The organism is Novosphingobium sediminis, from assembly GCF_007991615.1.
GTDB classification, from domain to species: Bacteria; Pseudomonadota; Alphaproteobacteria; order Sphingomonadales; family Sphingomonadaceae; genus Novosphingobium; species Novosphingobium sediminis.
The window spans coordinates 116,972-141,992 of sequence record NZ_BJYR01000013.1; the positions used below are offsets into that span (position 1 = coordinate 116,972).

A 25,021-nucleotide genomic window follows, 5' to 3' on the forward strand; every position below is an offset into this window, starting at 1 on the left:
ATGAACTTTCGCAATATCTCTGCCTGGTCGATCCGCAACCCGGTGGTGCCGATTGTCCTGTTCCTTGGCCTCACCCTCGCCGGGATCGTGGCGTTCATGGGCATGAAGGTGCAGGACCAGCCGGACATCGAATTTCCGCTGGTCATTGTCACCATTTCCCAGCCCGGTGCAGCGCCGACGGAGATCGAGAACCAGATCACCCAGCGCATTGAATCTGCGGTTCGGACAATTGCGGGGGTGGATACCCTCAGTTCGACGGCCACTGAAGGCTCGAGTCAGACGATGGTCCAGTTCGCCATCGGAACGGACATCAACGCGGCAGTGAACGAGGTCAAGAACGCGGTCGATCAGGTCCGCGGCGACCTTCCCGAGGGCATCCTCGAACCGCAGGTGGTCAAGGCGCAAACGTCGTCTGACGCGATCGCCTACTTTGCGGTCTCGGCGGACGACATGACCATCGAGCAGCTGTCGTGGTTCATCGACGATTCGGTGCGCAAGCGCCTGCTCTCGGTGCCGGGCATGGCCGAAGTCGTGCGCAACGGCGGCGTCAACCGTGAGATCGCGGTGACGCTCGATCCGATGCGGATGAAGGCACAAGGCGTCACCGCCACGCAGATCAACGCGGCGCTGCGCCAGGTCAATCTGAACGCTGCGGGCGGGCGCGCCGAGGTTGCCGGTTCGCGGCAGGCCGTGCGCGTGCTCGGTAATGCCTCCACCGCCTTCGAGCTCTCGCGCACGCAGGTCGGCATCTCCGGCGGGCGAACTGTCCGCCTGTCCGACGTTGCGGACGTGCGTGACAGCTTCAGCGAGATCACGTCGATCGCCAAGACCAACGGCAAGCCTGTCGTAACCTTCAGCATCGCCCGCGCTCGCGGCGAATCCGATGTCAGCGTGTTCGATGATTCGGTCAAGGAACTCGCCAAGATCGAGAAGGAGCAGGGCGGCCGCGTCCACTTCATCCAGCTCTTCTCCAGCGTCGGCTACACCAAGGACCAGTACAAGTCCTCGATGTCCGCGATGGTCGAAGGCGCGGTGCTTGCGGTGATCGTGGTGTTCTTCTTCCTGCGGGACTGGCGCGCGACGATTGTCTCGGCAATCGCCATTCCGCTGTCCTCGATCCCGACGTTCTGGTTGATGAGCCTGATCGGTTTCACGCTCAACACGATGTCGCTGCTCGCGCTCGGCCTCGTTGCCGGCGTCCTGGTGGACGATGCAATCGTGGAGATCGAGAACATCGTCAGGCACATGCGAATGGGCAAATCGGCCTATCAGGCCGCCATCGACGCAGCGGACGAGATCGGTCTTGCGGTCGTCGCGACGACCTTTTCGATCGTCGCTGTGTTCCTGCCGGTTGCGCTCATGCCGGGCGTTTCGGGCCAGTTCTTCAAGAACTTCGGCCTGACGGTCGTTATTGCCGTTCTGTTCTCGTTGCTCGTTGCGCGCATGATCACGCCGATGATCGCTGCCTATTTCCTCAAGGCGCACGGTCAGGCTGAACATGGCAACGGACCGTGGATGCAGCGCTACATGCGCGTGCTCGAGTGGTCGCTCGATACTCGTGCGGTGGCCGCCTATCGCGACCGCTTCCCCCGGCGGTGGTTCCGTGCCCGGCTGCGCGATCACCGACTGTGGATGATGGGCGTAGCCGCCGGCGCGCTTGCCTTCACGGTCGTGTTGTTCATGGTTATCCCGTCGCAGTTCTTCCCCGAAACGGACGGCGATTTCAGTCGTATCACCATCGAAATGGTGCCCGGAACCACGATCGAGCAGACCGAAAAGAAGGTCGATGAAGTGCTCGCGCTGGTAAAGGACGAGCCGGAGATCGATGTCGCGCTCGAGCGCATCAATGAGGGCAACGGCCGCGTATTCCTCGAATTGAAGCGCGATCGTGCGCGGTCCAGCATGGAGTTCGAACGCGCGCTGACCCCGCGTCTGCAGAAAGTTGCCGACGCGCGTGTCAGCTTCATGAACCAGAACGGCGGCGGCCCTGGCGGCGGTTCGGGCCGTGCGATCAGCGTGATGCTTTCCGGCTCCGATCCGGATCTGCTGCAAAAGACGGCTCAGACGCTGGTCGAGCAGATGAGCCAGCTGAAGGTCGTTGTCGCACCGCGCATCAGCGCCGACTTGCGTCGTCCCGAGATCGTGATCACTCCGCATCTCGATCTTGCTGCCTCGCTGGGCGTAACGACCCAACAGCTCAGCCAGGTTATCCGCATCGCGACGCAGGGCGAAATCGATCAGAACAGCGCCAAGTTCTCGCTTTCGGATCGTCAGGTTCCGATCCGCGTCAAGCTCCCGGTCTCTTCGCGCCGTGATCTGTCGACGCTCGAGAATCTTCCTGTGCCTACCGTGTCAGGTGGTTCGGTCCCGCTCTCGCGCGTGGCTACCATCGGGTTTGGTTCGGGCCCGACGAGCATCCAGCGGTACAATCAGAACCGCCGCGTGTTCATCGGTGCCGATCTGCCGCCGGGCGTGGTCAAGGGCACGGCCGATGTCGCGATCAAGGCGTTGCCGATCATGAAGAACCTGCCGCAGGGTGTTTCCAACGCTGCGGCGGGCGAAGACCGTTGGCAGCAGGAAATGCTCTTCAATTTCATGGTCGCGCTGGCTTCTGGTGTGTTGCTGGTCTTCTCGGTGCTCGTGCTGCTTTATCGCCGCTTTATCTCGCCGCTGGTAAACATGGGTTCGCTGTTCCTCGCTCCGCTGGGCGGTTTGCTGCTGCTTCTGGCGACTGGTCAGGCGCTTTCACTGCCCGTGTTCATCGGCGTCCTGATGCTGTTCGGCATCGTTGCCAAGAACTCGATCTTGCTCATCGATTTCGCGATCGAGGAAATGGCCAAGGGCACGCCCAAGCTCGATGCAATCATCGAGGCCGGGCACAAGCGCGCCCAGCCGATCGTGATGACCACCGTGGCGATGATCGCGGGCATGGTGCCAACGGCAGTTTCGCTCGGCGGCGATGCGGGCTGGCGTGCGCCGATGGGCATTGTCGTGATCGGCGGCCTGGCGCTCTCGACATTGCTTACGCTGCTGCTCGTCCCAGCTGGCTTCAGCCTCGCTGACGGGCTGGAAAAGCGCGTCGGGCCGTGGATCGGACGGCGCGTGCTGTCTTACGATCCGCGTGAGGCCGCGCGCGAACGTGACGCGCATGCGGCTGGCGAGGCCTTCCCGGCGGAGTGACCGCGACGACAGGGATGCCAACCGCCAGCCCTGCGGCAACTCCGTTTTCCTCCGCACGGCGGATGGCTGACCCTGCGCGCCGCATGCGGCTCTTCGCCACTGCACTGCTTCTGCTGATGGCGGCGCTGTTTCTCGCTGCCCGCCAGCTTGAGGCGTACCATACCGGCTGGGGCTTTTTGCGCGCATTTGCCGAAGCCGCGATGGTTGGCGGCCTCGCCGATTGGTTTGCGGTTACGGCGCTGTTTCGCCATCCGCTCGGCCTGCCGATCCCGCACACAGCGATCATCCCCGAGAACAAGGATCGCATCGCCGACTCGATGGCAGCGTTCCTAAAGGCCAATTTCCTGACCCCGCCTGTCGTCGCGCGGCGCCTGCGTGGTCTTAACGCGGCAAACGCAGCCGGACAGTATCTGGCCAATCCACGTCCCGGTGAAAGCCGCCTCGGTGCTGGCGCGGCGAGCCTCATTGCCGATGTGCTCGAATCGCTCGATCAGGAAAAGCTGGGCGGCATGGCCAAGGCTGCGTTGCGAAGCCGGATAGAGCGGTTGGCGCTCGCGCCGCTGCTTGGCAACCTGCTCACCGCAATGATCGCGGAGGGCCGGCACATGCCGCTGATCGAAGCGCTGATCCGCCGTTCTGCTGAAGCGCTCGAGGCCAATGAGGACCTCGTACGGCGGATAATTCACGACAAGGCCAACACCATCATGCGTTGGACCGGGCTAGACGAACGCCTGGCCAACGGCATTCTCGATGGGCTCTACAAGCTGCTCGCGGAGACGGTGGTGATCGAGGATCACCCGCTGCGGCTGAAGATCGAGGAAAGTCTGGGCGCGCTTGCCGAAGCCTTGGTCCATGATCCGGAAATGCATGCGCGGGTGGAGGCTATGAAGCGCGATGTGCTTGCCAACCCTGCCTTCGCGGCCTGGCTCGATGGCTTGTGGGAGCGCGGCAGGGCGCAGTTGCTCCGCGCCGTGCGCTCGGGCGGCAGCGGTACAACGGAAGGTGGGGATCGCATCGGTGCCTCGCTTGCTGAGCTGGGCCGCGCTCTGCAGCACGATGCCCGCCTGCAGGTTCTTGTGAACCGCTTTGCCCGGCGGACGCTTGTGGGCATCTCCACGCGCTATGGCGGGGAAATCGTGCGGCTGGTCTCCGAAACAGTCCGGCGCTGGGATGCGCGCACAGTGACCGCCCGCATCGAAGGGGCTGTCGGGCGAGACCTCCAGTTCATCCGCATCAACGGGACTCTCGTGGGCGGGCTTGTCGGCGTGGCGATACACGCAGTAGACGTCGCACTATGACAGGCCCCGAACTCTCGACCGATCGTCTCGATCTCTGGCGCCCGGCGCCGCGCGACCACGCCGCTCTGGTGGACCTGCTCGCGGACGATGAGGTTCGCCGCCATCTCGGCAGCCGGCCGACAAATCCCGTCGAGGAATTCAACCGGCTCTGCCGAAACGCCGGGTCATGGGCGCTTTTCGGCTACGGTACGTTCGTGTGCCGTGTGCGGGGCTCGGATGAAGTGCTCGGCATCTGCGGCGTGTTCCACTCGTGGCGCGGCTTCGGCCAGGGCCTCGATGATACGCCCGAAATCGGGTGGATCTTTGCCCGCAAGACCTGGGGCAAAGGCATTGCGACCGAGGCCGCCCGCGCCTCGCTGGCGTGGTTCGACGCCGCGTTTCCCGGGCGCCGGGTGGCGTGCATGATCAACGACACCAATCTGCCTTCGCTCGCTGTGGCGGACAAGCTCGGCTTCGTGCGCTACGGCGTGCAGGAAGATCACGGCGTCGAGCTAATCCTGCTCGAGCGCGTAGCCTAGCCCACGAAAGCGCGTTCGATCACATATTCGCCGGGGTGCGAGTTTGCGCCTTCGGTGAAGCCGAAGCCTTCAAGCATCGCGGCGACTTCCTTGATCATCGTCATTGAGCCGCAGAGCATGACGCGATCATGTTCCGGATCGAAGGCCTTGGGCTCGCCGAGCGAGCCCTGGAACAGCGTGCCGTCGAGCATCAAGCCTTCAATGCGCTTGCTGGTGTGGAACGGCTCGCGAGTCACGGTCGGGATGTAGGTCAGGCGTTCGGCTGCCATCTCGCCAACCAGTGGATCGTCCGCCAGCCGGCCTTCCAGCATGTCGCGGTAGGCAAGGTCCGAAACGCCGCGAACCGAGTGGACTACGGCGATCTGTTCAAACCGGTCGTAGATATCGGGATCGCGGATCAGAGACATCCAAGGCGCAAGGCCAGTTCCGGTGCCGAGCAGGAACAGGCGGCGGCCAGGAAGCAGCGCGTCGGCCACCAATGTACCGGTCGGCTTGCGCCCGAGGTAGATATGGTCGCCCTCCTTGATCTTCTGGAGGCGTGACGTCAGCGGGCCGTCCGGCACCTTGATCGAGAGGAATTCCAGCACTTCGTCGTAGGCGGGCGAGGCCATTGAGTAAGCGCGCAGCAGCGGCCGGCCGTTGTCGCCCATCAAGCCAATCATCACGAACTCGCCCGAACGGAAGCGGAAGCTCGGCGGGCGGGTAATCGTGAACGAGAACAGGAACTCGTTCCAATGACGCACCGAGACGACCGTCTCGACCGAAAGGCTGGCAGTAGGCTCAAGGGGAAACTGGTCGGGCATGTCGCGGCCCTCCGTGGTGGGCAGCGACGCTGCCGGATGGGTGACAATCCGTCTTTACAGAATGGCTGTCAAATTTATTTCACACTCGACCAAAAGAGGCGGGCGTGAGGCGGATGTTGATGGTCAGTGGCCCGCCGGATCGGCCACGAACGCAGGCGGTGTGGCTTCGCTGGCGAAGCGCCAGGCGGAGAGGTAGGCCAGCTTCACGATCTTCGTCATCTTGACGTAGTTGATCCGGTCTGCGGTGTCGGTGGTGTGGTGGTAATCGGGGTGGAAGCCGGTGTTGAACCACATCGCCGGTACGTCCTTCAGAACGAAGGGAAACTGGTCGCTGCGGAAGAATACGTTCAGCGCATTCTCGTGGTCAAAGCGGTCATCGAGGTCGAGCCCGACGCTGCGATTGGCGGCCTGAACGGCGCGGTTGAAGTCCGGACTGTAGGTCGCGCCGATGAGGTTCAAACGGTTGGTCGTGTCCTTGGGAATGTCGACAAGCCCGGTCGTCTGGTCGCTTTGCTCTTCGTTGCGGCCGATCATGTCGAAATTGATCATCGCGCGCGTCGTGCCCAGCGGACGCAGCGGATGCATCGCCATATAGTAGCTGCCGAGCAGGCCGCGCTCTTCGGCAGCGAACACGGCAAAGAGGATCGAGCGCTTGGGCTTCACCGGGTTCGCCATGAAAGCGCGGGCGAGCGCGACGACGCCGACCGTACCAGATCCGTTGTCGTCCGCCCCGTGCCAGATCTCGGGGCCGTTGCTGCCATCGTGATCGTGGTGCGCGCTGATGATCACCGTTTCCGGTGCAAGTGTCGGGTCCGAACCCGGCAGCAGGCCGACAACATTGGCCGATACACCGCGCGTGCGCGACGTGTTTTCGAGGTGGAGCGCAACTGTCGTTTCGGCAAGCGCGCGTGATTGCGGGGCGAGGCCGGCATCTATCGCGCTCTGCAGTGCCTGCGGGCTCGCGCCAGCCTTGGCAAGTAGCGCTGCGCCGACTGCATCGGAAACGGTGAGCACCGGAATGCGCAGTTCATCATCGGGCAGGGCCTGTCCCGGCAGCGGAGGAACCCGCTTGGCGCTGCCGCCGATGCGGTTCACACGTTCGAGGTTGGAGGGATGCTTGCGGTTCCGTTCGGCCACGACCAGCAGGGCCAGCGCGCCGTGGGCCTGCGCATTGAGCGCCTTCACGCGGTTGGTGGCGTGGCGGGTATTGCCAGTTCCATTGAAGCGCGAAGCCGGATCATTCTCCTGCGGCTCGTGCTCGAACACGAGGACGATCTTTCCGCGGACATCGAGGCCCTTGTAGTCGTCGTAGCCCACGCCGGGCGCGGTGATGCCATAGCCGGCGAACGCGAGCGGTGCGTTCAAATCAATATCGTCACGGAAGCCGCCAAGCACATCAGGCGCCTTCCAGCTTTGCTCCGCGCCACCGATGCGCAAGGTGAGCGCATTGGCGGCTGGGTTGGGCCGATATTCGATCAGCGGGACAGTCTGGTACCAGCTTGGCGCGCCCTTCGCGTCGGTCGCACCCGGCTGGAGGCCCGCCTTCGCGAACTCGGCAGCGATCCACTGTACGGCGGCATCATCGCCCGGCTGGAGTGACATGCGGCCCAGCAGCGCGTCCGAGGCGATGAACGTGAGATCGGCGCGCAAGTCCGTCTCGCGGATCTGGTCATACCCGGTCTTCTGCGCAGCGGGAACAGGCGCGAGCTTCGCGTCGGCCGCATGAGCCGCGCCGGACAGCGCCAGAATTCCGAGTGCAGCGCCCCAAGCCGCCTTCCGCATAGCCGATCCCCCCAAACAGGTATCAAGGCCTAGAACCCACCGAGTCGCCTTGTCCATTGGCCCTTGGGGGATTCGCGGCGAATTTAGGTCAGGTTGACACAGTTGACACAGTCCAGAGCGCAAACTGGCCATCCCTCCCCGCTGGCCGGAAAACGGGCGATTGGCGAGGGCGTGGTTGGGTCTGCGGCGCATGCGCAGAGCATATCCCGTTCGGCTCCCTGTAGGATAGCGCCAATCAGTTTCCTGCGTCGATGAGCGCCTGAACCTTCTGGTAGAACGCTTCGCGCGCATCGCCTTCGGGGCCTTTGGTGGCGCGGGTCCAGTCGGCATTGCTCGCAATCACCAGCCTGCGCTTCGGATCGATGAAGATGCCCTGACCGAAAATGCCCTGCGCCGCGACCGAGCCGTCGTCATAGGTCCACCACTGGAAACCGTAGCCCTTGCCCGGCTCGCCAATGTCCTTCTGCTTGTGGATCGCCGCTGCGAACCAGTCCGCAGGCACGATCTGCTGGCCGCCCGCGTTGCCATTTGCCAGCACGAACAGGCCCATGCGGGCGAAATCGCGCGTTGCGGCCTGAAGGCAGCAGCCGGCGATTTCGTGCCCGCTTTTGCCGAGCAACCAGGTTGCCTTGGCTTCCATGCCGGCGGGCTTCCAGATCTTCTCCTCAAGGTATTGCGCCAGCGGCTTCTTCGTGGCGGAGGAGACGAGGACGCCGATCAGGTTGGTTTCGCCGGTATTGTAGTGCCACACCGTGCCCGGCGGGTGCGCGCGGGGGAGTTTGCGCATGTAGCTGACGGTCGCGTCCATGCCCTTTTCGGGCTCGGCGTTGTTGAACATCGCGACATCGGCCTTGGGGTCTTCATAGTCCTCGTTCCAGCGCACGCCCGAACTCATCGTGAGGAGCTGCGCGACGCTGACGTCATCGTAGGCCGAGCCCTTGAGGTCCGGGATATACTGGCTCACCTTGTCGTCGAGGCTCTTGATGTAGCCGTCCTTGATCGCCGCGCCGACGAGCGTGGAGGTGAACGACTTGGCGACCGAGAAGCTGGTCCAGCGGCCCTTCGCATCGAAGCCCAGCCCATATCGTTCGAGCCGGATCTTGCCGTCCTGCACGATGACGAGGCCCGCCGCGCGCTGGCTGGCCATGTATTGGTCGACCCCCGGGACATTGAGGGGTTTGCCGGCGGGCAAGGGCAGTGGCTTGTCAGACGGTGCGATCTCGCGTGCTTCTGCCAGCACGGGAAGTCGGTCCATCGCCCGGAACGCGGCATCGCGCTGCGGGATCGTCCACATGAGCACATCACGGTTGGTCGGCAGTGCAGCCAGCAGCCCCCGCGTTTCTGCATCGAGGCTGGCGTACCAGCCAAGCCCGCTGAGCCCCGCCAAGGCCGCCACTGCCAGCACGATTGTCCGCTTGCGCATCCTAACCCCCGCATCTTGTTGCTTTGAGCGGCAGGTTAGCGATGCGCTTCGCTCTGTCCAGTGGACGTCAGTCTGCCAGCCAGTTGCCGTGGAAGCCGGGTGGAATGCGGCAGGGAATGTGGACCGTGGCAACGGCCTCCGCCGCGATGTTCTGCGCATCGAGGATCACCAGATCGGTGGTCTGCGCCGCCGCGTCGATCACATAGCCCATCAGCCAGCCTTGGCCTTCGGGCGCGTCCGCGCTGCGAGGCATGAACACGAACTCGCCCGGCACCTTGCCGGGGCCGAAATCGCGCACAGTGCGTTCGCCCGTTTCCAGATCGAAAGCGAAGATCGGAGCATCGCCGATGAAGTCCTCCGCTTCGGTCGCGAGGCCCATCGACCAGGCATAGCGGTAGGGCTGGCCGAAGAAGCGTTCGTCGGGCCGCGGAAACTCTTGCGGCGCGGCGTCGATCGTCCGGCGGCTGACGGTGCGGGCCATGGGATCGATCGTCCAGCGTTCAAGGCCCAGCGGCTTGCCGGCAGGCCCATCCACGCTGCCGCTCTTGCCGGCTTCGAACATGGTTTCGTAGGCGCAGAGATCAACCACGACCGAACCGTCATCGGCTTCGTAGCTGTTTGAAACATGGAAGACATAGAGCGGATCGACTTCGCACCAGATCACGTCCTCTGCTCCGCCATCTCTCGGCAGCAGGCCGACGCGGGCCTTGTGATCGGGATTCCAGCGATAGGGGAACGATGCACCGCCCATCACCGCGCTCATCGAGAACGTGACCGGCAGATCGAACACCAGCACATAGTTCGCCGTGATGCTGCACTCGTGGATCGAGGGGCCATGCTCGACCGAGATCGCCACTTCGCGGGTAACGTTACCCTCGGGCGAGACGCGAATGTACCACACCTTGTCGTGGACCATGCCGGCGTAGGTGATCGCGTGAAGCTCGCCGGTCCGCGGATCTTCGTGGGGGTGCGCAGTGAAGGGAACGCGCAGGGTGCCTTCAAGATCGGTATAGGCCACGCTTTCCAGTTCGTGCGACAGCTCGACCGGGAAGCTGCCGGCCTCGACCAGCGCATAGGTCTTGCCGCCATGCTGGATGACGTTGGTGTTCACCGTATCGAAATCCGGCGCGAGGCGCGGCCCCGGGGCAGCGGATGGCCCGCCTGCCGCTTCCAGCTTGCGGGAACGGATGTAGCGGTTGCGATACCATTCGGCCTTGCCGTTCCGGATGCAGACGCCGTGGACCATGCCATCGCCGACGAACCAGTGATGGCCGCGCGGATCGGGCTTGAACGGGTTGGGGCCGATGCGGACATAGCGGCCAGACAGTTCGGGCGGGATCAAGCCGGTCACCGCAAGGTCGGTGATCGTCCGCTCCTCTGTCACTGGCGTGTGGATGCCGCCGAGGAACGTGTGCTTGCGGTCCTTGGGCTGGCGCTTGCGATTGATCGTGGCAACCGTCTCGACCCCTTTGGTCACGACATTGCGGATGGTGGTTTCAACGATGCTTGCCATGACACGGCACTCCCCGTAGATGTTTATGCTGTAAACATATAGGCAATGGTAACAGTGTCAACATCAATCTCGGAGCAGCGCGGCTATCACCATGGCGATCTGCGCGCTGCTTTGCTGACGGCGGGGCTGCATGCTCTTGAAAGCGCCGACATTTCAGAGATTTCTCTGCGGGCGCTGGCCCGCGAAGTGGGGGTTTCGGCCACCGCAGTCTATCGCCATTTCCCCGACAAGCGGGCTCTGCTCGAGGCAATGGCGCGCGAAGGGCTCGCGCAGTTGGGCCAGATGCAGCAGCGCGCGGCGATGGAGGCAGGCGACAACGCCTTCTCGGCGACCGGCCGGGCCTATGTGCGATTCGCGCTGGCGAACCCGAGCCTGTTCAGGCTTGTCTTCACGCACTGCCCTGTGCGCGGGGATGGCCTGCCGGAGGGCAACCTGGCCGCGGATATGCTGCTGGCAAGCGCTGCGCGGTTCACCGGGGGCGACAAGCAGGCCGCACGCCGGTTCGCCCTGCAATCTTGGGCGCTGGTCCACGGCCTTGCGATGCTCATGCTGGACGGACAGCTGCCAGCCGATGAAGCCCTGATCGATCAGGTCATCGACGGGCCAACGATGTGGCCTGCCGCCTCCTGACCAGCCTGTTTGCGCGCCACGAAAAAGGGCCGGAAGGTTTCCCCTCCGGCCCCGTTTCTCGTGTTCAGCGTGGGCTTCGGACTTAGAAGTCCATGCCGCCCATGCCGCCCATGCCGCCACCCATCGGGGGCATCGCGGGCTTGTCTTCGGGCTTTTCGCTGATCGCGGCTTCCGTCGTGATCAACAGGCCGGCAACCGAGGCTGCATCCTGAAGCGCGGTGCGCACGACCTTGGTCGGGTCGATCACGCCGGCGGCCTTCAGGTTCTCGTAGGTGTCGGTCGCAGCGTTGAAGCCCTGGGTTTCATCGGCTTCGCGCAGCAGGTTGCCCGAAACGACCGCGCCATCGTGGCCGGCGTTCGTGGCAATCTGACGGACCGGCGCCATGATCGCGCGGCGCACGATGTCGATGCCCTTGGTCTGGTCGTCGTTCGCGCCCTTGAGGCCGGCAAGGGCCTTGGTCGCGTAGAGGAGAGCGGTACCGCCGCCGGGGACGATGCCTTCCTCGACCGCAGCGCGGGTAGCGTGAAGCGCGTCGTCGACGCGATCCTTGCGCTCCTTCACTTCGACTTCCGAAGCGCCGCCGACCTTGATCACGGCAACGCCGCCAGCGAGCTTGGCAAGGCGTTCCTGCAGCTTCTCGCGGTCGTAGTCGCTGGTGGTGACTTCGATCTGGGCGCGGATCTGCTCGACGCGGGCCTTGATCTCGTCAGCCGAACCGGCGCCATCGACGATGGTGGTGTTGTCCTTGTCGATCGTGACCTTCTTGGCCTGGCCGAGCATCGCGAGCGTGACGCTCTCGAGCTTGATGCCGAGGTCTTCGGAGATCATCTCGCCAGCGGTCAGCGTGGCGATATCGCCCAGCATGGCCTTGCGGCGATCGCCGAAGCCCGGAGCCTTGACGGCTGCGACCTTGAGGCCGCCGCGCAGCTTGTTGACGACGAGCGTGGCGAGCGCCTCACCCTCGATGTCCTCGGCGATGATGAGGAGCGGACGACCCGTCTGCACCACGGCCTCGAGCACCGGCAGCATCGCCTGGAGCGACGAGAGCTTCTTCTCGTGGATGAGGATGTAGGGGCTGTCGAGCTCGACAGTCATCTTGTCGGGGTTGGTGATGAAGTAGGGCGAGAGGTAGCCGCGATCGAACTGCATGCCTTCGACGACATCGAGTTCGAACTCGAGGCCCTTGGCCTCTTCCACGGTGATCACGCCTTCCTTGCCGACCTTGTCCATCGCTTCGGCGATCTTCTGGCCGACTTCGACGTCGCCATTGGCCGAGATGATGCCGACCTGGGCGATTTCCGACGAGCCGCTGACCGGGGTCGAGCGGGCCTTGAGATCATCGACGACCTTGCTGACTGCGAGATCGATGCCGCGCTTCAGGTCCATCGGGTTCATGCCGGCAGCAACCGAGGTCATGCCTTCGCGCACGATCGCCTGGGCGAGAACGGTGGCGGTGGTGGTGCCATCACCGGCGAGGTCGTTGGTCTTCGAGGCCACTTCGCGCAGCATCTGCGCGCCCATGTTCTCGAACTTGTCCTTGAGCTCGATTTCCTTGGCGACGGTGACGCCGTCCTTGGTGATGCGGGGCGCACCGAAGCTCTTGTCGATCACGACGTTGCGGCCCTTGGGGCCCAGCGTGACCTTGACGGCATCAGCGAGGATGTCGACGCCGCGCAGAATGCGCTCACGAGCGTCGCGGCCGAACTTTACGTCCTTGGCAGCCATGATGGTTTCCTTTGAATGAGAAGAAGTTGGGAAAGAAGGACGGCTGGTATCAGCCGATTACGCCGAGGATGTCGGCTTCCTTCATGATCAGCAGGTCTTCGCCGCCGACCTTGACTTCGGTGCCGGACCACTTGCCGAACAGGACGCGGTCACCGACCTTGACGTCGAGCGGGGTTATCGTGCCGTTCTCGGCGCGGGCGCCCGAACCGACGGCGACGATTTCGCCCTCAGCCGGCTTTTCCTTGGCGCTATCGGGGATGATGATGCCGCCGGCGGTCTTTTCCTCGGCTTCGACACGGCGCACGAGCACGCGGTCGTGCAGCGGACGGAAGGTCATGGGTATCTCCCTTGTTCCATGATATGAAATGGTACTTGGCACTCTCATGGGGAGAGTGCCAGCGGGGCGCATATGGGTCTGCCGCCGAAGGGCGTCAACCTCTGCGGGGAAGATTCTTTAGGCGGGCAGCAGCCCCAGACCGGCACGGCGATGCCAGCGCCAGAGCAGCAGAGCCGCCACGACGATGAGGCCGACGGCAAGGCCGACCCACACGCCGAGGCCTTGCAGCGGAGTCATCAGACCAAGCCACAGCGCGGTACCGATGCCGGGAATCCAGTAGCCGAACAGGGCAATGCCCATCGGCACACGCGTATCCTGCAGCCCGCGCAGCAGTGCCGCGCCCACTGCCTGCGCGCCATCGAAAATCTGGAACGCGGCGGCGACGACCATGTACTGTGTTGCGAGAGAAACGAGGCGCGCGTTGGCCGGGTCTGCCGGGTCGATATAGGCGGCCAGGATGAGGTTGGGGAACACCAGCATGAGCGTCGCCATCGCGGCCATGAAGCCAATGCCGAGCACCATTGCGACTTGCCCTGCCCGGGTGATCGCCGCCTTGTCGCGCGCGCCATAGGCAAGGCCGACGCGGATCGTCGCGGCCTGGGCGATGCCGAAGGGAACCTGGAACGTGAACGCTGCAAACTGCAGCGCGACGGTGTGCGCGGCCAGTTCCACCTCGCCGATGCGGCCCATCAGGAAGGCCGCGCCGTTGAACATGCCCGCTTCAGCGATGATCGTGGCGGTGATGGGAACACCGATGCGCAGCACGTCGGCGAAGCGCACCCAATCGGGCCGCCACCAGCGCCCGCCGAAGCGGTAGCGGCGCAGGCGCCGGTCGGTGCGGATGACGATGACGTAGGCGGCGAGCATGACGAGTCCGGTGATGATGCTCGAGATCGCCGAGCCGGTCAGGCCGAGCGCGGGCATGCCGAAGTGGCCGAAGACAAAGGTATAGTTGCCCAGCGCATTGACCCCGACCGCGAGCCCGTTGATCGCAGTGCCGATCATCGGCCGGCCGAGCGTGGAGACCACCGTGCGCAGGAGGGCGGAAAGAACAGCCGGGACCGAGGCCCACATCAGCACGCTGAGGAAGGGAACCGCGAGCGCGACGACCTCCTCGCTCTGGCCGGTCAGGCGCATGATCGGGCCGCCGAGCATGCAGATGCCCATGGCGCCGATCCCGGCAATTACGCCGGCCCAGCCTGCCATGCGGACGGTGCGGCGCACTTCGCGCACCGCATGCTTGCGCGCGCCGATCTCTGCGGCGATCAGCGGCGAGGCTGCACCGACGAGGCCGGTAAGGCTCCAGATGAGCAGGCCGAACAGCGAGACCGACAGAGCCGAAGCGGCAAGCGCGACGGGTCCGAGCCGCGCAACGAAAATCACGTCCACCGCCCATACCGCCATCTGTAGGAGGTTGGCAGCCACGAGCGGCGCAGCGAGGCGCAGCGTATCGCGCCATTCATCGCTCCAGCGCTGAGGGGGACTTTCGAACATGGGGGAGGCCTTAGGGGGGTAATGCGCAAAGAAAAAGGGCGGACCTTGCGGCCCGCCCCCTTCATGCATGGCGGCGGGCCGTGGCCTGCCGCGCTGCAGATCGAGATTACTTGATCTCGACGGTGCCGCCAGCGGCTTCGATCTTGGCCTTGATGTCTTCGGCTTCAGCCTTGTTGACACCTTCCTTGATCGCCTTCGGAGCGGCTTCCACCAGCGCCTTGGCTTCGGTCAGGCCGAGCGCGGTGATGGCGCGCACTTCCTTGATGACCTGGATCTTCTTGCCGCCGTCGCCGGTCAGGATGACGTCGAATTCGGTCTTCTCTTCGACCACGGCAGCAGCTTCGCCGCCACCAGCGGGCGCAGCAACGGCAACGGCAGCGGCGGCGCTCACGCCCCATGCTTCTTCGAGAGCCTTGGCGAGGTCAGCGGCTTCGAGAACGGTCAGCTTCGAAAGTTCGGCAACGAGATTGGCGATATCGGCCATGATGATAACTCCTCAATGTGGTTTGCCCAAATGGGCGGATGATCTGAAAAACAGTCCGAAGATCGGTGTCGCTTACGCGGCGTCCTTCTCGGCGTAGGCAGCGAAGACGCGGGCCAGCTTGGCCGCCGGAGCGGTCGAGAGCTGGGCGATCTTGGTCGCCGGAGCCTGAATGAGGCCGATGAGCTTGGCGCGCATCTCGTCGAGCGAGGGCATCGTGGCGAGAGCCTTGATACCATCGGCGTTGAGAACGACGCTGCCCATTGCACCGCCAACGATTTCAAGCTTGTCGTTGGTCTTGGCGAAATCGACCACAACCTTGGCGGCTGCAACCGGATCCGCCGAGGCGGCGATGCCGGTGGGACCGGTGAAGAGGTCGATAACGCCCTCATACGCCGTATCCTTGGCGGCAATCTTGGCCAGACTGTTCTTCGCAACCTTGAACGAAGCGCCCGCCTCGCGGACCTTGATGCGCAGGGCGGTGGACTGGGCCACCGTCATGCCGAGGTTGCGGGTGATGACCACCACGCCGGCCTCGTTGAACACCTCGGTCAGGAAGGCGACCGATTCGGCTTTCTGCGAACGATCCATGCCATACTCCTTCACAAATGGCCGAACGGGGGCGAACCCCGGACGACCGGCTACGTTTGTCCATGGCACCTGAGGCACCACGGGCGAGTCCGTACAATGGGGAAGGAGAACACGCCGATTGGCGCGTCGGGCCTTGGTGTTCCACTCGGGAGCGGACCATCAGGCCATGGGCGCCGAGGCGCCCGGAATCTCTTTTCCCCGTCTAGGCTGGAAATTAAGCAGGAAACCTGCACCAACTGTCTCGGACGGATGATCCACAAGGGCTAGCCCTGCGGGTCGGCCGCGCCATTGGCTGAAGAAGCGGCAAGAGTCAAGCAAAGCTAGGCGCAGCGGGGGCCGCGCGGCCAGCTGTTGTTGACAAAGCAGCCCCTCGCGCCTACTTCGCCGTTCCAACTCACCACTTCGAGCAAGGCCGTCCCATACGCGGGGGAAGGCTCAGGAAGGAAGCGGTTCGGGTTTCGTCTGACGCGATGATGCCATTTGCCACCGGGAATCCAGTCGGAATCCATGGGTGGCGTTCGGCGTTTCGGGTTCAGGCACCACACACCGCGTGTGGTTTTTGCCGGGCGTCCTGCCCGGCCTGCAATGACAAGAGGCTGATCCTTTCATGGCAACCAAGGCAACTCCTTCGGCCAAGCCGGTACGCGCCGGTCTGAAGAAGCGCATCCGCAAGATCTTCGGCGACATCCACGAAGTGGTGCAGATGCCGAACCTGATCGAGGTTCAGCGCGAAAGCTACGAGCAGTTCCTGCGCTCCGATCCGGTAACGGGCTATGTTTCGGGTCTTGAAAAGACGCTGCGCTCGGTCTTCCCGATCCAGGATTTCGCAGGCACCGCCAGCCTCGATATCAAGGAGCGCGACGGCTATGTGCTCGAGGCGCCGAAGTACGACGTCAACGAGTGCCGCCAGCGCGGGATCACTTATGCCGCGCCGATGAAGGTGACGCTCAAGCTCGCCACCTTCGAGGTCGACAGCGAGACCGAGACCAAGAGCCTCATCGATATCAAGGAGCAGGATGTCTACATGGGCGATATCCCGCTCATGACCGACAACGGCACCTTCATCATCAATGGGACCGAGCGCGTCATCGTCAGCCAGATGCACCGTTCGCCGGGCGTCCTGTTCGATCATGACCGCGGCAAGACGCACTCTTCGGGCAAGTACCTGTTTGCCGCGCGCGTGATTCCGTATCGCGGTTCGTGGCTCGATTTCGAATTCGACGCCAAGGACATCGTCAACGTCCGCATCGACCGCAAGCGCAAGCTGCCGGTCACGGCGCTGCTTTATGCGCTGGGCCTCAACGGCGAGCAGATCCTCGACTTCTTCTACGACAAGGTCGTCTGGGCGCGCGCTGAAGGCGGCTGGAAGGTGCCCTTCGTGCTCGACCAGTGGCGCGGCACCAAGCCGACGTTCGACATCGTCGACGCCGCTTCGGGTGAAGTCGTGTTCCCCGCAGGCACCAAGATTTCTCCGCGCGCTGCAAACAAGGCGGCCAAGGACGGGTTGCAGAACCTGCTGATCCCGACCGAGGAAATCTTCGGCCGTTATGCCGCCAAGGACCTTATCGACGAGAGCACCGGCCGCATCTGGATCGAAGCGGGCGACGAAGTTTCCCCGGAAAACCTCGAAGTGCTCGACAAGGCCGGGGTGGACGTCCTCGAGCTGCTCGACATCGACCACGTGAACACGGGTCCGTGGATCCGCAACACGATGAAGGCCGACAAGGCCGAGGACCGCGATCAGGCGCTCTCGGACATCTACCGCGTGATGCGCCCCGGCGAGCCGCCGACGCGCGAAACCGCCGAAGCGCTGTTCGATGGCCTGTTCTTCGATCCGGATCGCTACGACCTTTCGGCCGTGGGCCGCGTCAAGCTCAACATGCGCCTCAGCCTCGATTGCCCGGACACCATCACCACGCTGCGCACCGAGGACATCCTCGCCGTGGTCAAGGAACTGGTGAACCTCAAGGACGGCAAGGGCGAAGTTGACGACATCGACAACCTCGGCAACCGCCGTGTGCGTTCGGTGGGCGAGCTGCTGGAAAACCAGTACCGCGTCGGCCTGCTGCGCATGGAACGCGCGGTTAAGGAGCGCATGAGCTCGGTCGATGTCTCGACCGTGATGCCGAACGACCTGATCAACGCGAAGCCTGCGGTTGCCGCAGTGCGCGAGTTCTTCGGCTCGTCGCAGCTCTCGCAGTTCATGGACCAGACCAACCCGCTTTCGGAAGTGACCCATAAGCGCCGCGTCTCGGCGCTCGGGCCGGGTGGTCTGACCCGCGAGCGCGCCGGCTTCGAAGTGCGCGACGTTCACCCGACGCACTATGGCCGCATCTGCCCGATCGAAACGCCGGAAGGCCCGAACATCGGTCTGATCAACTCGCTGAGCACGTTCGCGCGCGTCAACAAGTACGGCTTCATCGAAACGCCGTACCGCAAGGTTGTCGACCAGAAGGTCACCGGCGACGTCGTCTACCTTTCGGCGATGGAAGAGCAGAAGCACACCGTTGCGCAGGCTTCGGCCGAGCTCAACCCGGACGGTTCGTTCGCGGAAGAGCTCGTCTCGGCGCGGCAGAACGGCGAATTCGTGATGAGCCCGCGCGAGCAGGTCACGCTGATGGACGTCAGCCCCAAGCAGCTGGTCTCGGTCGCTGCCTCGCTCATTCCGTTCCTCGAAAACGATGACGCCAACCGCGCGCTGATGGGCTCGAACATGCAGCGCCAGGCGGTGCCGCTGGTCAAGGCCGACGCACCGTTCGTGGGTACCGGCATGGAAGAGACCGTCGCGCGCGATTCGGGCGCGGCGATTTCGGCGCTGCGTTCGGGCGTGGTCGATCAGGTCGACGCGACCCGCATCGTGATCCGCGCTTCGGGCGATATCGAGCCCGGCCAGTCGGGCGTCGATATCTACCGCCTGCAGAAGTTCGAGCGCTCGAACCAGTCGACCTGCATTAACCAGCGTCCGCTGGTGAAGGTGGGCGATCTGATCGAGAAGGGCACGATCATTGCCGACGGTCCCTCGACCGAGTTCGGCGAGCTCGCCCTAGGCCGCAACGTGCTCGTCGCGTTCATGCCGTGGAATGGCTACAACTACGAAGACTCGATCCTGATCAGCGAACGCATCGTGAAGGAAGACGTCTTTACCTCGATCCACATCGAGGAGTTCGAAGTCATGGCCCGCGACACCAAGCTCGGGCCGGAAGACATCACCCGCGATATCCCGAACGTCGGCGAGGAAGCGCTCCGCAACCTCGACGAGGCGGGCATCGTCTACATCGGCGCCGAAGTGCACCCGGGTGACATCCTCGTCGGCAAGATCACGCCGAAGGGCGAAAGCCCGATGACGCCGGAAGAAAAGCTGCTCCGCGCGATCTTCGGCGAAAAGGCGAGCGACGTGCGCGACACCTCGCTGCGTCTGCCGCCGGGCGTTTCGGGCACGATCGTCGATGTGCGCGTGTTCAACCGCCACGGTATCGAGATCGATGACCGTACCCGCGCGATCCAGAACGAGGAAATCGAACGCCTCGCCAAGGACCGCGAGGACGAGCGCGCGATCCTCAACCGTGCGACCTTCAACCGCCTGCGCGAAATGCTGGTCGGCCAGGTTTCGGCCGCGGCGCCGAAGGGCGTCAAGAAGGGCGAAGAGATCACCGAGCAGGTGCTCGCCGATGTCGAGCGTCACGAGTGGTGGAAGTTCGCCCTCGCCGACGATGCGCGCCAGCAGCAGCTGGAAGCGGTCAAGGGTCAGTACGACACCGCCGTCCGCGCGATCCAGGAGAAGTTCGAGGATCGCAAGGAGAAGCTCGAGCGCGGTGACGAACTGGCGCCCGGCGTGCTCAAGATGGTGAAGGTCTTCGTCGCGGTGAAGCGCAAGCTGCAGCCGGGCGACAAGATGGCCGGCCGTCACGGCAACAAGGGTATCATCAGCCGCATCCTGCCGCAGGAAGACATGCCGTTCCTCGAGGACGGCACGCCGGTCGACTTCGTGCTCAACCCGCTGGGCGTGCCTTCGCGCATGAACGTCGGGCAGATCTTCGAAACGCACCTCGGCTGGGCTGCTCGCGGTCTCGGCAAGCGGATCGGTGCCGCGCTCGATGCGTGGCGCGAAGCCAATCCGAACCCCGAAGCCGGTGCTCCGCCCGAAGCCGTCCGCGAACTGCTGTCCGAGATCTACGGCGCCAACTACACAGCCGAGATCGCTGCGCGCACCGACGACCAGATCGTCGATCTGGCGCAGTCGGTCCGCGCAGGTGTGCCAATGGGTTCGCCGGTGTTCGACGGCGCGGTTGAGAAGGACGTGACCGACATGCTGCGTCTGGCCGGACTCGACGAATCGGGTCAGGTCACGCTGTTCGATGGCCGTACCGGTGAGGCGTTCGACCGCAAGGTCACGGTGGGCATGAAGTACGTGCTGAAGCTCCACCACCTTGTCGACGACAAGATCCACGCACGTTCGATCGGGCCCTACTCGCTCGTCACCCAGCAGCCGCTGGGCGGCAAGGCGCAGTTCGGCGGTCAGCGCTTCGGCGAAATGGAGGTCTGGGCTCTCCAGGCCTACGGCGCCGCGTACACGCTGCAGGAAATGCTGACGGTGAAGTCCGACGACGTGGTCGGCCGCACCAAGGTCTACGAAGCGATCGTCAAGGGTGACGACACCTTCGAGGCCGGCATTCCCGAGAGCTTCAACGTGCTCGTCAAGGAAATGCGCTCGCTCGGCCTCAATGTCGAACTCTCCTCGCTCGACGAGGACGACGACGACGACGGCATGCCGATGGCGGCGGAGTGACAGTCACAGGCCGGCGCGGCCTTTGCCCGCCGGCCAACTGACTGATCTCCCCTAGAGTTTCCCTCCAAGTGAGGAATGAAGAATGAACGACCTGACCAAGTTCACCAACCAGATCGCCAAGCCCGAGACGTTCGACCAGATCCAGATCGGTCTAGCGAGCCCCGAGCGCATCCGCAGCTGGTCCTTCGGCGAGATCAAGAAGCCGGAAACGATCAACTACCGCACCTTCAAGCCCGAGCGTGACGGCCTGTTCTGCGCACGCATCTTCGGCCCGGTGAAGGACTACGAGTGCCTCTGCGGCAAGTACAAGCGCATGAAGTACAAGGGCGTCGTCTGCGAAAAGTGCGGCGTCGAAGTCACCGTCACCAAGGTGCGCCGCGAGCGCATGGGCCACATCGAGCTGGCCGCCCCGGTCGCGCACATCTGGTTCCTGAAGTCGCTGCCTTCGCGCATCGGCCTGCTGCTCGACATGCAGCTCAAGCAGCTTGAGCGCATCCTCTATTTCGAAAGCTACGTCGTGATCGAGCCGGGCATCACCCCGCTCGAGCGCTACCAGCTGCTGACCGAAGACGAGCTGCTCGACGCGCAGGACGAGTATGGCGAGGACGCGTTCTCGGCCGGAATCGGCGCCGAAGCGGTCAAGCAGATGCTGATCGACCTTGACCTCGAACAGGAACGCAAGGACCTGCTGGAGGAGCTCGCCACCACCAAGAGCGAGCTGAAGCCGAAGAAGATCATCAAGCGCCTCAAGGTCGTGGAATCGTTCATCGATTCGGGCAACCGCCCCGAATGGATGATCCTCGACGTGATCCCGGTCATTCCGCCCGAACTGCGCCCGCTGGTGCCGCTCGATGGTGGCCGCTTCGCGACGTCGGACCTCAACGATCTCTATCGCCGCGTCATCAACCGCAACAACCGCCTGAAGCGCCTGATCGAGCTGCGCGCGCCTGACATCATCGTGCGCAACGAAAAGCGCATGCTGCAGGAAGCCGTTGACGCGCTGTTCGACAACGGTCGCCGCGGTCGCATCATCACCGGCGCCAACAAGCGTCCGCTGAAGTCGCTGTCCGACATGCTCAAGGGCAAGCAGGGCCGCTTCCGCCAGAACCTGCTCGGCAAGCGCGTCGACTATTCGGGCCGTTCGGTGATCGTGACCGGTCCCGAACTCAAGCTGCACCAGTGCGGCCTTCCGAAGAAGATGGCGCTCGAACTGTTCAAGCCGTTCATCTACGCCCGCCTCGATGCCAAGGGTCTTTCGATGACCCTCAAGCAGGCCAAGAAGTGGGTCGAGAAGGAACGCAAGGAAGTCTGGGATATCCTGGATGAAGTGATCCGCGAGCACCCGGTGATGCTGAACCGCGCGCCGACGCTCCACCGCCTTGGCATTCAGGCTTTCGAGCCCGTGCTGATCGAAGGCAAGGCGATCCAGCTGCACCCGCTCGTCTGCTCGGCCTTCAACGCCGACTTTGACGGTGACCAGATGGCCGTCCACGTGCCGCTTTCGCTGGAAGCCCAGCTCGAAGCGCGCGTGCTGATGATGTCGACCAACAACATCCTCTCGCCCGCCAACGGCAAGCCGATCATCGTGCCTTCGCAGGACATGGTGCTGGGCCTGTACTACCTCTCGATGGATCGTCAGGGCGAGCCGGGCGAAGGCATGATGATGGCCGACATGGCCGAAGTGCATCAGGCGCTGTTCACCGGTGCCGTCACCATGCACACCAAGATCGTCGCGCGCGTCCCGCAGACCGACGAGAACGGCAAGCAGTACCTGAAGCGTTACAACACGACGCCGGGCCGCATGCTGATCGGCGAGTGCCTGCCCAAGAGCAGCACGGTTCCCTTCGAGCTGGTCAACCGCCTGCTCACCAAGAAGGAAATCGCCGACGTCATCGATCAGGTCTATCGCCACACCGGTCAGAAGGACACGGTGCTGTTCGCGGACGCGATCATGGCGCTGGGCTTCCGCAACGCGTTCAAGGCCGGCATCTCGTTCGGCAAGGACGACATGATCATCCCCGACACCAAGGATGCCCTCGTCGGTGAAACCAAGGAACTGGTCGCCGATTACGAGCAGCAGTATCAGGACGGTCTGATCACCCAGCAGGAAAAGTACAACAAGGTGATCGACGCCTGGAGCCGTTGCGGTGACCAGGTGGCGGCGGCCATGATGGAAGAGATCAAGGCCACCCCGCTGAACGATCAGGGCCGCGAGGCGCAGGTCAACTCGATCTACATGATGAGCCACTCCGGTGCGCGTGGTTCGCCGACGCAGATGAAGCAGCTTGCCGGTATGCGCGGCCTCATGGCCAAGCCGTCGGGCGAAATCATCGAAACGCCGATCATCTCGAACTTCAAGGAAGGTCTGACCGTCCTTGAATACTTCAACTCGACCCACGGCGCTCGCAAGGGCCTCGCGGATACCGCGCTGAAGACAGCGAACTCGGGTTACCTCACCCGCCGACTGGTCGACGTTTCGCAGGACTGCGTCGTCACCATCGACGATTGCGGCACCGAACGTGCGCTCGAAATGCGTGCCATCGTGCAGGGCGGTTCGACGATCGCCTCGCTTGGCGAGCGCATCCTTGGCCGCACGCTGGCCGAAGACATGATCGAGGCCAAGACCGGCGAAGTGCTGATGCCCAAGGGCACGCTGCTCGACGAAGCCGCGATCGCCAAGATCGAGGCTGCGGGCTCGCAGTCGGCGCGCATCCGCTCGCCGCTGGTCTGCGCGGCGCAGGTCGGCGTCTGCGGCACCTGCTATGGCCGTGACCTTGCCCGCGGTACGCCGGTGAACATCGGCGAAGCGGTCGGCGTCATCGCGGCGCAGTCGATCGGTGAACCGGGTACGCAGCTTACCATGCGTACGTTCCACATCGGTGGCGCGGCGCAGGTCAACGAGCAGTCGAACCTCGAATCGCTGTGCGATGGTACTGTCGTGTACCGCGACATCCCGACGATCACGGACTCGCGTGGCCGCCGCCTCAGCCTTGCCCGCAATGGCGAGATCGTGGTGATGGACACCGAAGGCCGCGAACGCGCGATGCACCGCGTGCCCTATGGTACGCACCTGCTCCACGAGAACGGCGCTACCATCAAGCAGGGCGAACGCCTGGCCGAATGGGATCCGTTCACCCTGCCGGTGATCACCGACAAGGCCGGTGTGGTGCGCTATCAGGACCTGATCGACGGCCGCACGCTGACCGAACTGGTCGACGACGCGACTGGCATCGCCCAGCGCGTGGTGACTGAAAACCGCGCCGGTGGCCGCGCCAAGAAGGAAGACCTCCGTCCACGCCTGACCCTGCTCGACGAGAACTCGGGTGAAACCGCGCGCTACCTGATGGCGCCGGGCACCACGCTTTCGGTCGAGGATGGCCAGACGGTTCAGGCCGGTGACGTGCTGGCGCGTGCCAGCCGCGAAGCCGCCAAGACCCGCGATATCACCGGCGGTCTGCCGCGCGTCGCCGAACTGTTCGAAGCCCGCATCCCGAAGGACAACGCGATCATCGCGAAGGTTTCGGGTCGGATCGAATTCGTTCGCGACTACAAGGCCAAGCGCAAGATCGCGATCATCCCTGAGGAAGGCGAACCGGTCGAGTACCTGATCCCCAAGTCGAAGGTGATCGACGTTCAGGAAGGCGACTGGGTCAAGAAGGGCGATAACCTGATTTCGGGTTCGCCCAATCCGCACGACATTCTGGAAGTGATGGGGGTCGAGGCGCTGGCCGAGTACCTCGTCGCGGAAATCCAGGAAGTCTACCGCTTGCAGGGCGTGAAGATCAACGACAAGCACATCGAGGTGATCGTTCGCCAGATGCTGCAGAAGGTCGAGATCACCAATGGCGGCGACACCACGCTGCTGGCAGGCGAGCAGGTCGATCTGGAAGAAATGAACGAATACAACGCCAAGCTGGCCCCGGGCATGGCCCCGGCCGAAGGCAAGCCGGTGCTGCTCGGCATCACCAAGGCTTCGCTGCAGACGCGTTCGTTCATCTCAGCGGCTTCGTTCCAGGAAACCACCCGCGTGCTCACGCAGGCGGCGGTTGAAGGGAAGAAGGACTCGCTGATCGGCCTCAAGGAGAACGTGATCGTCGGCCGCCTGATCCCGGCGGGCACTGGTGCGGGCATGAACCGCCTGCGCGTTGCGGCCACCAGCCGCGACGCCGCGCTGCGCGCTTCGTACCGCAAGCTCCAGGAATCGCTCATTGCCCCCGCCTCGGCGGCCGAAGAGCATGCCGCCGAGCTGGCCCAGGGCCCCGAAGCAGCGATCGGCAACGATCCGCTCGCGGCGGTTGAGGGCGAGACCCACGGTCTCGATGCCGATGCCGGTGATTACCTGATCGAGGGTGATGAAGCCTGATCGGCTGAGTTCACTCTCCTGAGCAACCTGAAGACCCCGTCGGCCTGGCCGGCGGGGTTTTTGGTTTGTTATCGCGAGCCTACGTAGTTCAATCAG

At 63.8% G+C, this 25,021-nt stretch carries 15 protein-coding genes; 6 read left to right on the top strand and 9 right to left on the bottom strand.

Going from position 1 to position 25,021, the window contains the following annotated elements; genetic code table 11:
- From NSE01_RS10375 to NSE01_RS10385, 3 genes are all read left to right on the top strand, one after another.
- Positions 1–3,180, top strand: a complete 3,180-nt coding sequence (locus NSE01_RS10375) for an efflux RND transporter permease subunit (protein ID WP_147159516.1) — start codon at positions 1–3, stop codon at positions 3,178–3,180.
- Between the two features lie 83 nt (positions 3,181–3,263).
- Positions 3,264–4,478, top strand: coding sequence for a DUF445 domain-containing protein (locus tag NSE01_RS10380; RefSeq protein ID WP_147159653.1), 1,215 nt, complete (start codon positions 3,264–3,266; stop codon positions 4,476–4,478).
- On the top strand, positions 4,475–4,996 hold the full coding sequence (locus NSE01_RS10385) for a GNAT family N-acetyltransferase (protein WP_147159517.1): 522 nt from the start codon (positions 4,475–4,477) through the stop codon (positions 4,994–4,996). Before NSE01_RS10380 ends, NSE01_RS10385 begins: the two co-directional genes overlap by 4 nt.
- Here NSE01_RS10385 and NSE01_RS10390 read toward each other — a convergent pair.
- The 4 genes from NSE01_RS10390 to NSE01_RS10405 form a co-directional block, all read right to left on the bottom strand.
- Positions 4,993–5,799: a ferredoxin--NADP reductase gene (locus NSE01_RS10390; protein WP_147159518.1), complete on the bottom strand. Its 807-nt coding sequence runs from the start codon at positions 5,797–5,799 to the stop codon at positions 4,993–4,995. The two genes, NSE01_RS10385 and NSE01_RS10390, sit on opposite strands and share 4 nt — an antisense overlap.
- Before the next feature lie 123 nt (positions 5,800–5,922).
- Entirely contained in the window at positions 5,923–7,581 is a 1,659-nt protein-coding gene (locus NSE01_RS10395; RefSeq protein ID WP_147159519.1) for a M20/M25/M40 family metallo-hydrolase, read from the bottom strand.
- Between the two features lie 235 nt (positions 7,582–7,816).
- Positions 7,817–9,004, bottom strand: a complete 1,188-nt coding sequence (locus NSE01_RS10400; protein ID WP_147159520.1) for a serine hydrolase domain-containing protein — start codon at positions 9,002–9,004, stop codon at positions 7,817–7,819.
- Between the two features lie 67 nt (positions 9,005–9,071).
- Entirely contained in the window at positions 9,072–10,517 is a 1,446-nt protein-coding gene (locus tag NSE01_RS10405; protein ID WP_147159521.1) for an 8'-apo-carotenoid 13,14-cleaving dioxygenase, read from the bottom strand.
- 45 nt (positions 10,518–10,562) lie between these two features.
- Between NSE01_RS10405 and NSE01_RS10410 the strand changes: the two genes are divergently transcribed.
- Positions 10,563–11,147 carry a TetR/AcrR family transcriptional regulator gene (locus tag NSE01_RS10410; protein ID WP_147159522.1) on the top strand — a complete coding sequence of 195 codons (585 nt, stop codon included), beginning with the start codon at positions 10,563–10,565 and terminating at the stop codon, positions 11,145–11,147.
- 82 nt (positions 11,148–11,229) lie between these two features.
- Here the strand turns inward: NSE01_RS10410 and groL are convergent, their stop codons facing one another.
- From groL to rplJ, 5 genes are all read right to left on the bottom strand, one after another.
- Positions 11,230–12,873: a chaperonin GroEL gene (gene groL / locus NSE01_RS10415; RefSeq protein ID WP_147159523.1), complete on the bottom strand. Its 1,644-nt coding sequence runs from the start codon at positions 12,871–12,873 to the stop codon at positions 11,230–11,232.
- A 49-nt stretch (positions 12,874–12,922) separates the two neighbouring features.
- The gene (gene groES / locus NSE01_RS10420; protein ID WP_147159524.1) at positions 12,923–13,210 is read right to left on the bottom strand and encodes a co-chaperone GroES; all 288 of its coding nucleotides are present in this window, start codon (positions 13,208–13,210) and stop codon (positions 12,923–12,925) included.
- A gap of 117 nt (positions 13,211–13,327) precedes the next feature.
- Positions 13,328–14,704 (bottom strand): MATE family efflux transporter, encoded by a 1,377-nt coding sequence (locus tag NSE01_RS10425; RefSeq protein WP_147159525.1) that lies wholly within the window; start codon positions 14,702–14,704, stop codon positions 13,328–13,330.
- Positions 14,705–14,810: 106 nt separating this feature from the next.
- Complete coding sequence (gene rplL / locus NSE01_RS10430; RefSeq protein WP_147159526.1) at positions 14,811–15,188, bottom strand: 50S ribosomal protein L7/L12; 378 nt, start codon at positions 15,186–15,188, stop codon at positions 14,811–14,813.
- A gap of 72 nt (positions 15,189–15,260) precedes the next feature.
- On the bottom strand, positions 15,261–15,776 hold the full coding sequence (gene rplJ / locus NSE01_RS10435) for a 50S ribosomal protein L10 (protein WP_147159527.1): 516 nt from the start codon (positions 15,774–15,776) through the stop codon (positions 15,261–15,263).
- Between the two features lie 607 nt (positions 15,777–16,383).
- Between rplJ and rpoB the strand changes: the two genes are divergently transcribed.
- Both rpoB and rpoC read left to right on the top strand, forming a co-directional pair.
- Complete coding sequence (rpoB, locus tag NSE01_RS10440; RefSeq protein ID WP_147159528.1) at positions 16,384–20,562, top strand: DNA-directed RNA polymerase subunit beta; 4,179 nt, start codon at positions 16,384–16,386, stop codon at positions 20,560–20,562.
- 82 nt (positions 20,563–20,644) lie between these two features.
- Positions 20,645–24,925: a DNA-directed RNA polymerase subunit beta' gene (rpoC, locus tag NSE01_RS10445; RefSeq protein WP_147159529.1), complete on the top strand. Its 4,281-nt coding sequence runs from the start codon at positions 20,645–20,647 to the stop codon at positions 24,923–24,925.
- Positions 24,926–25,021: the final 96 nt, after the last annotated feature.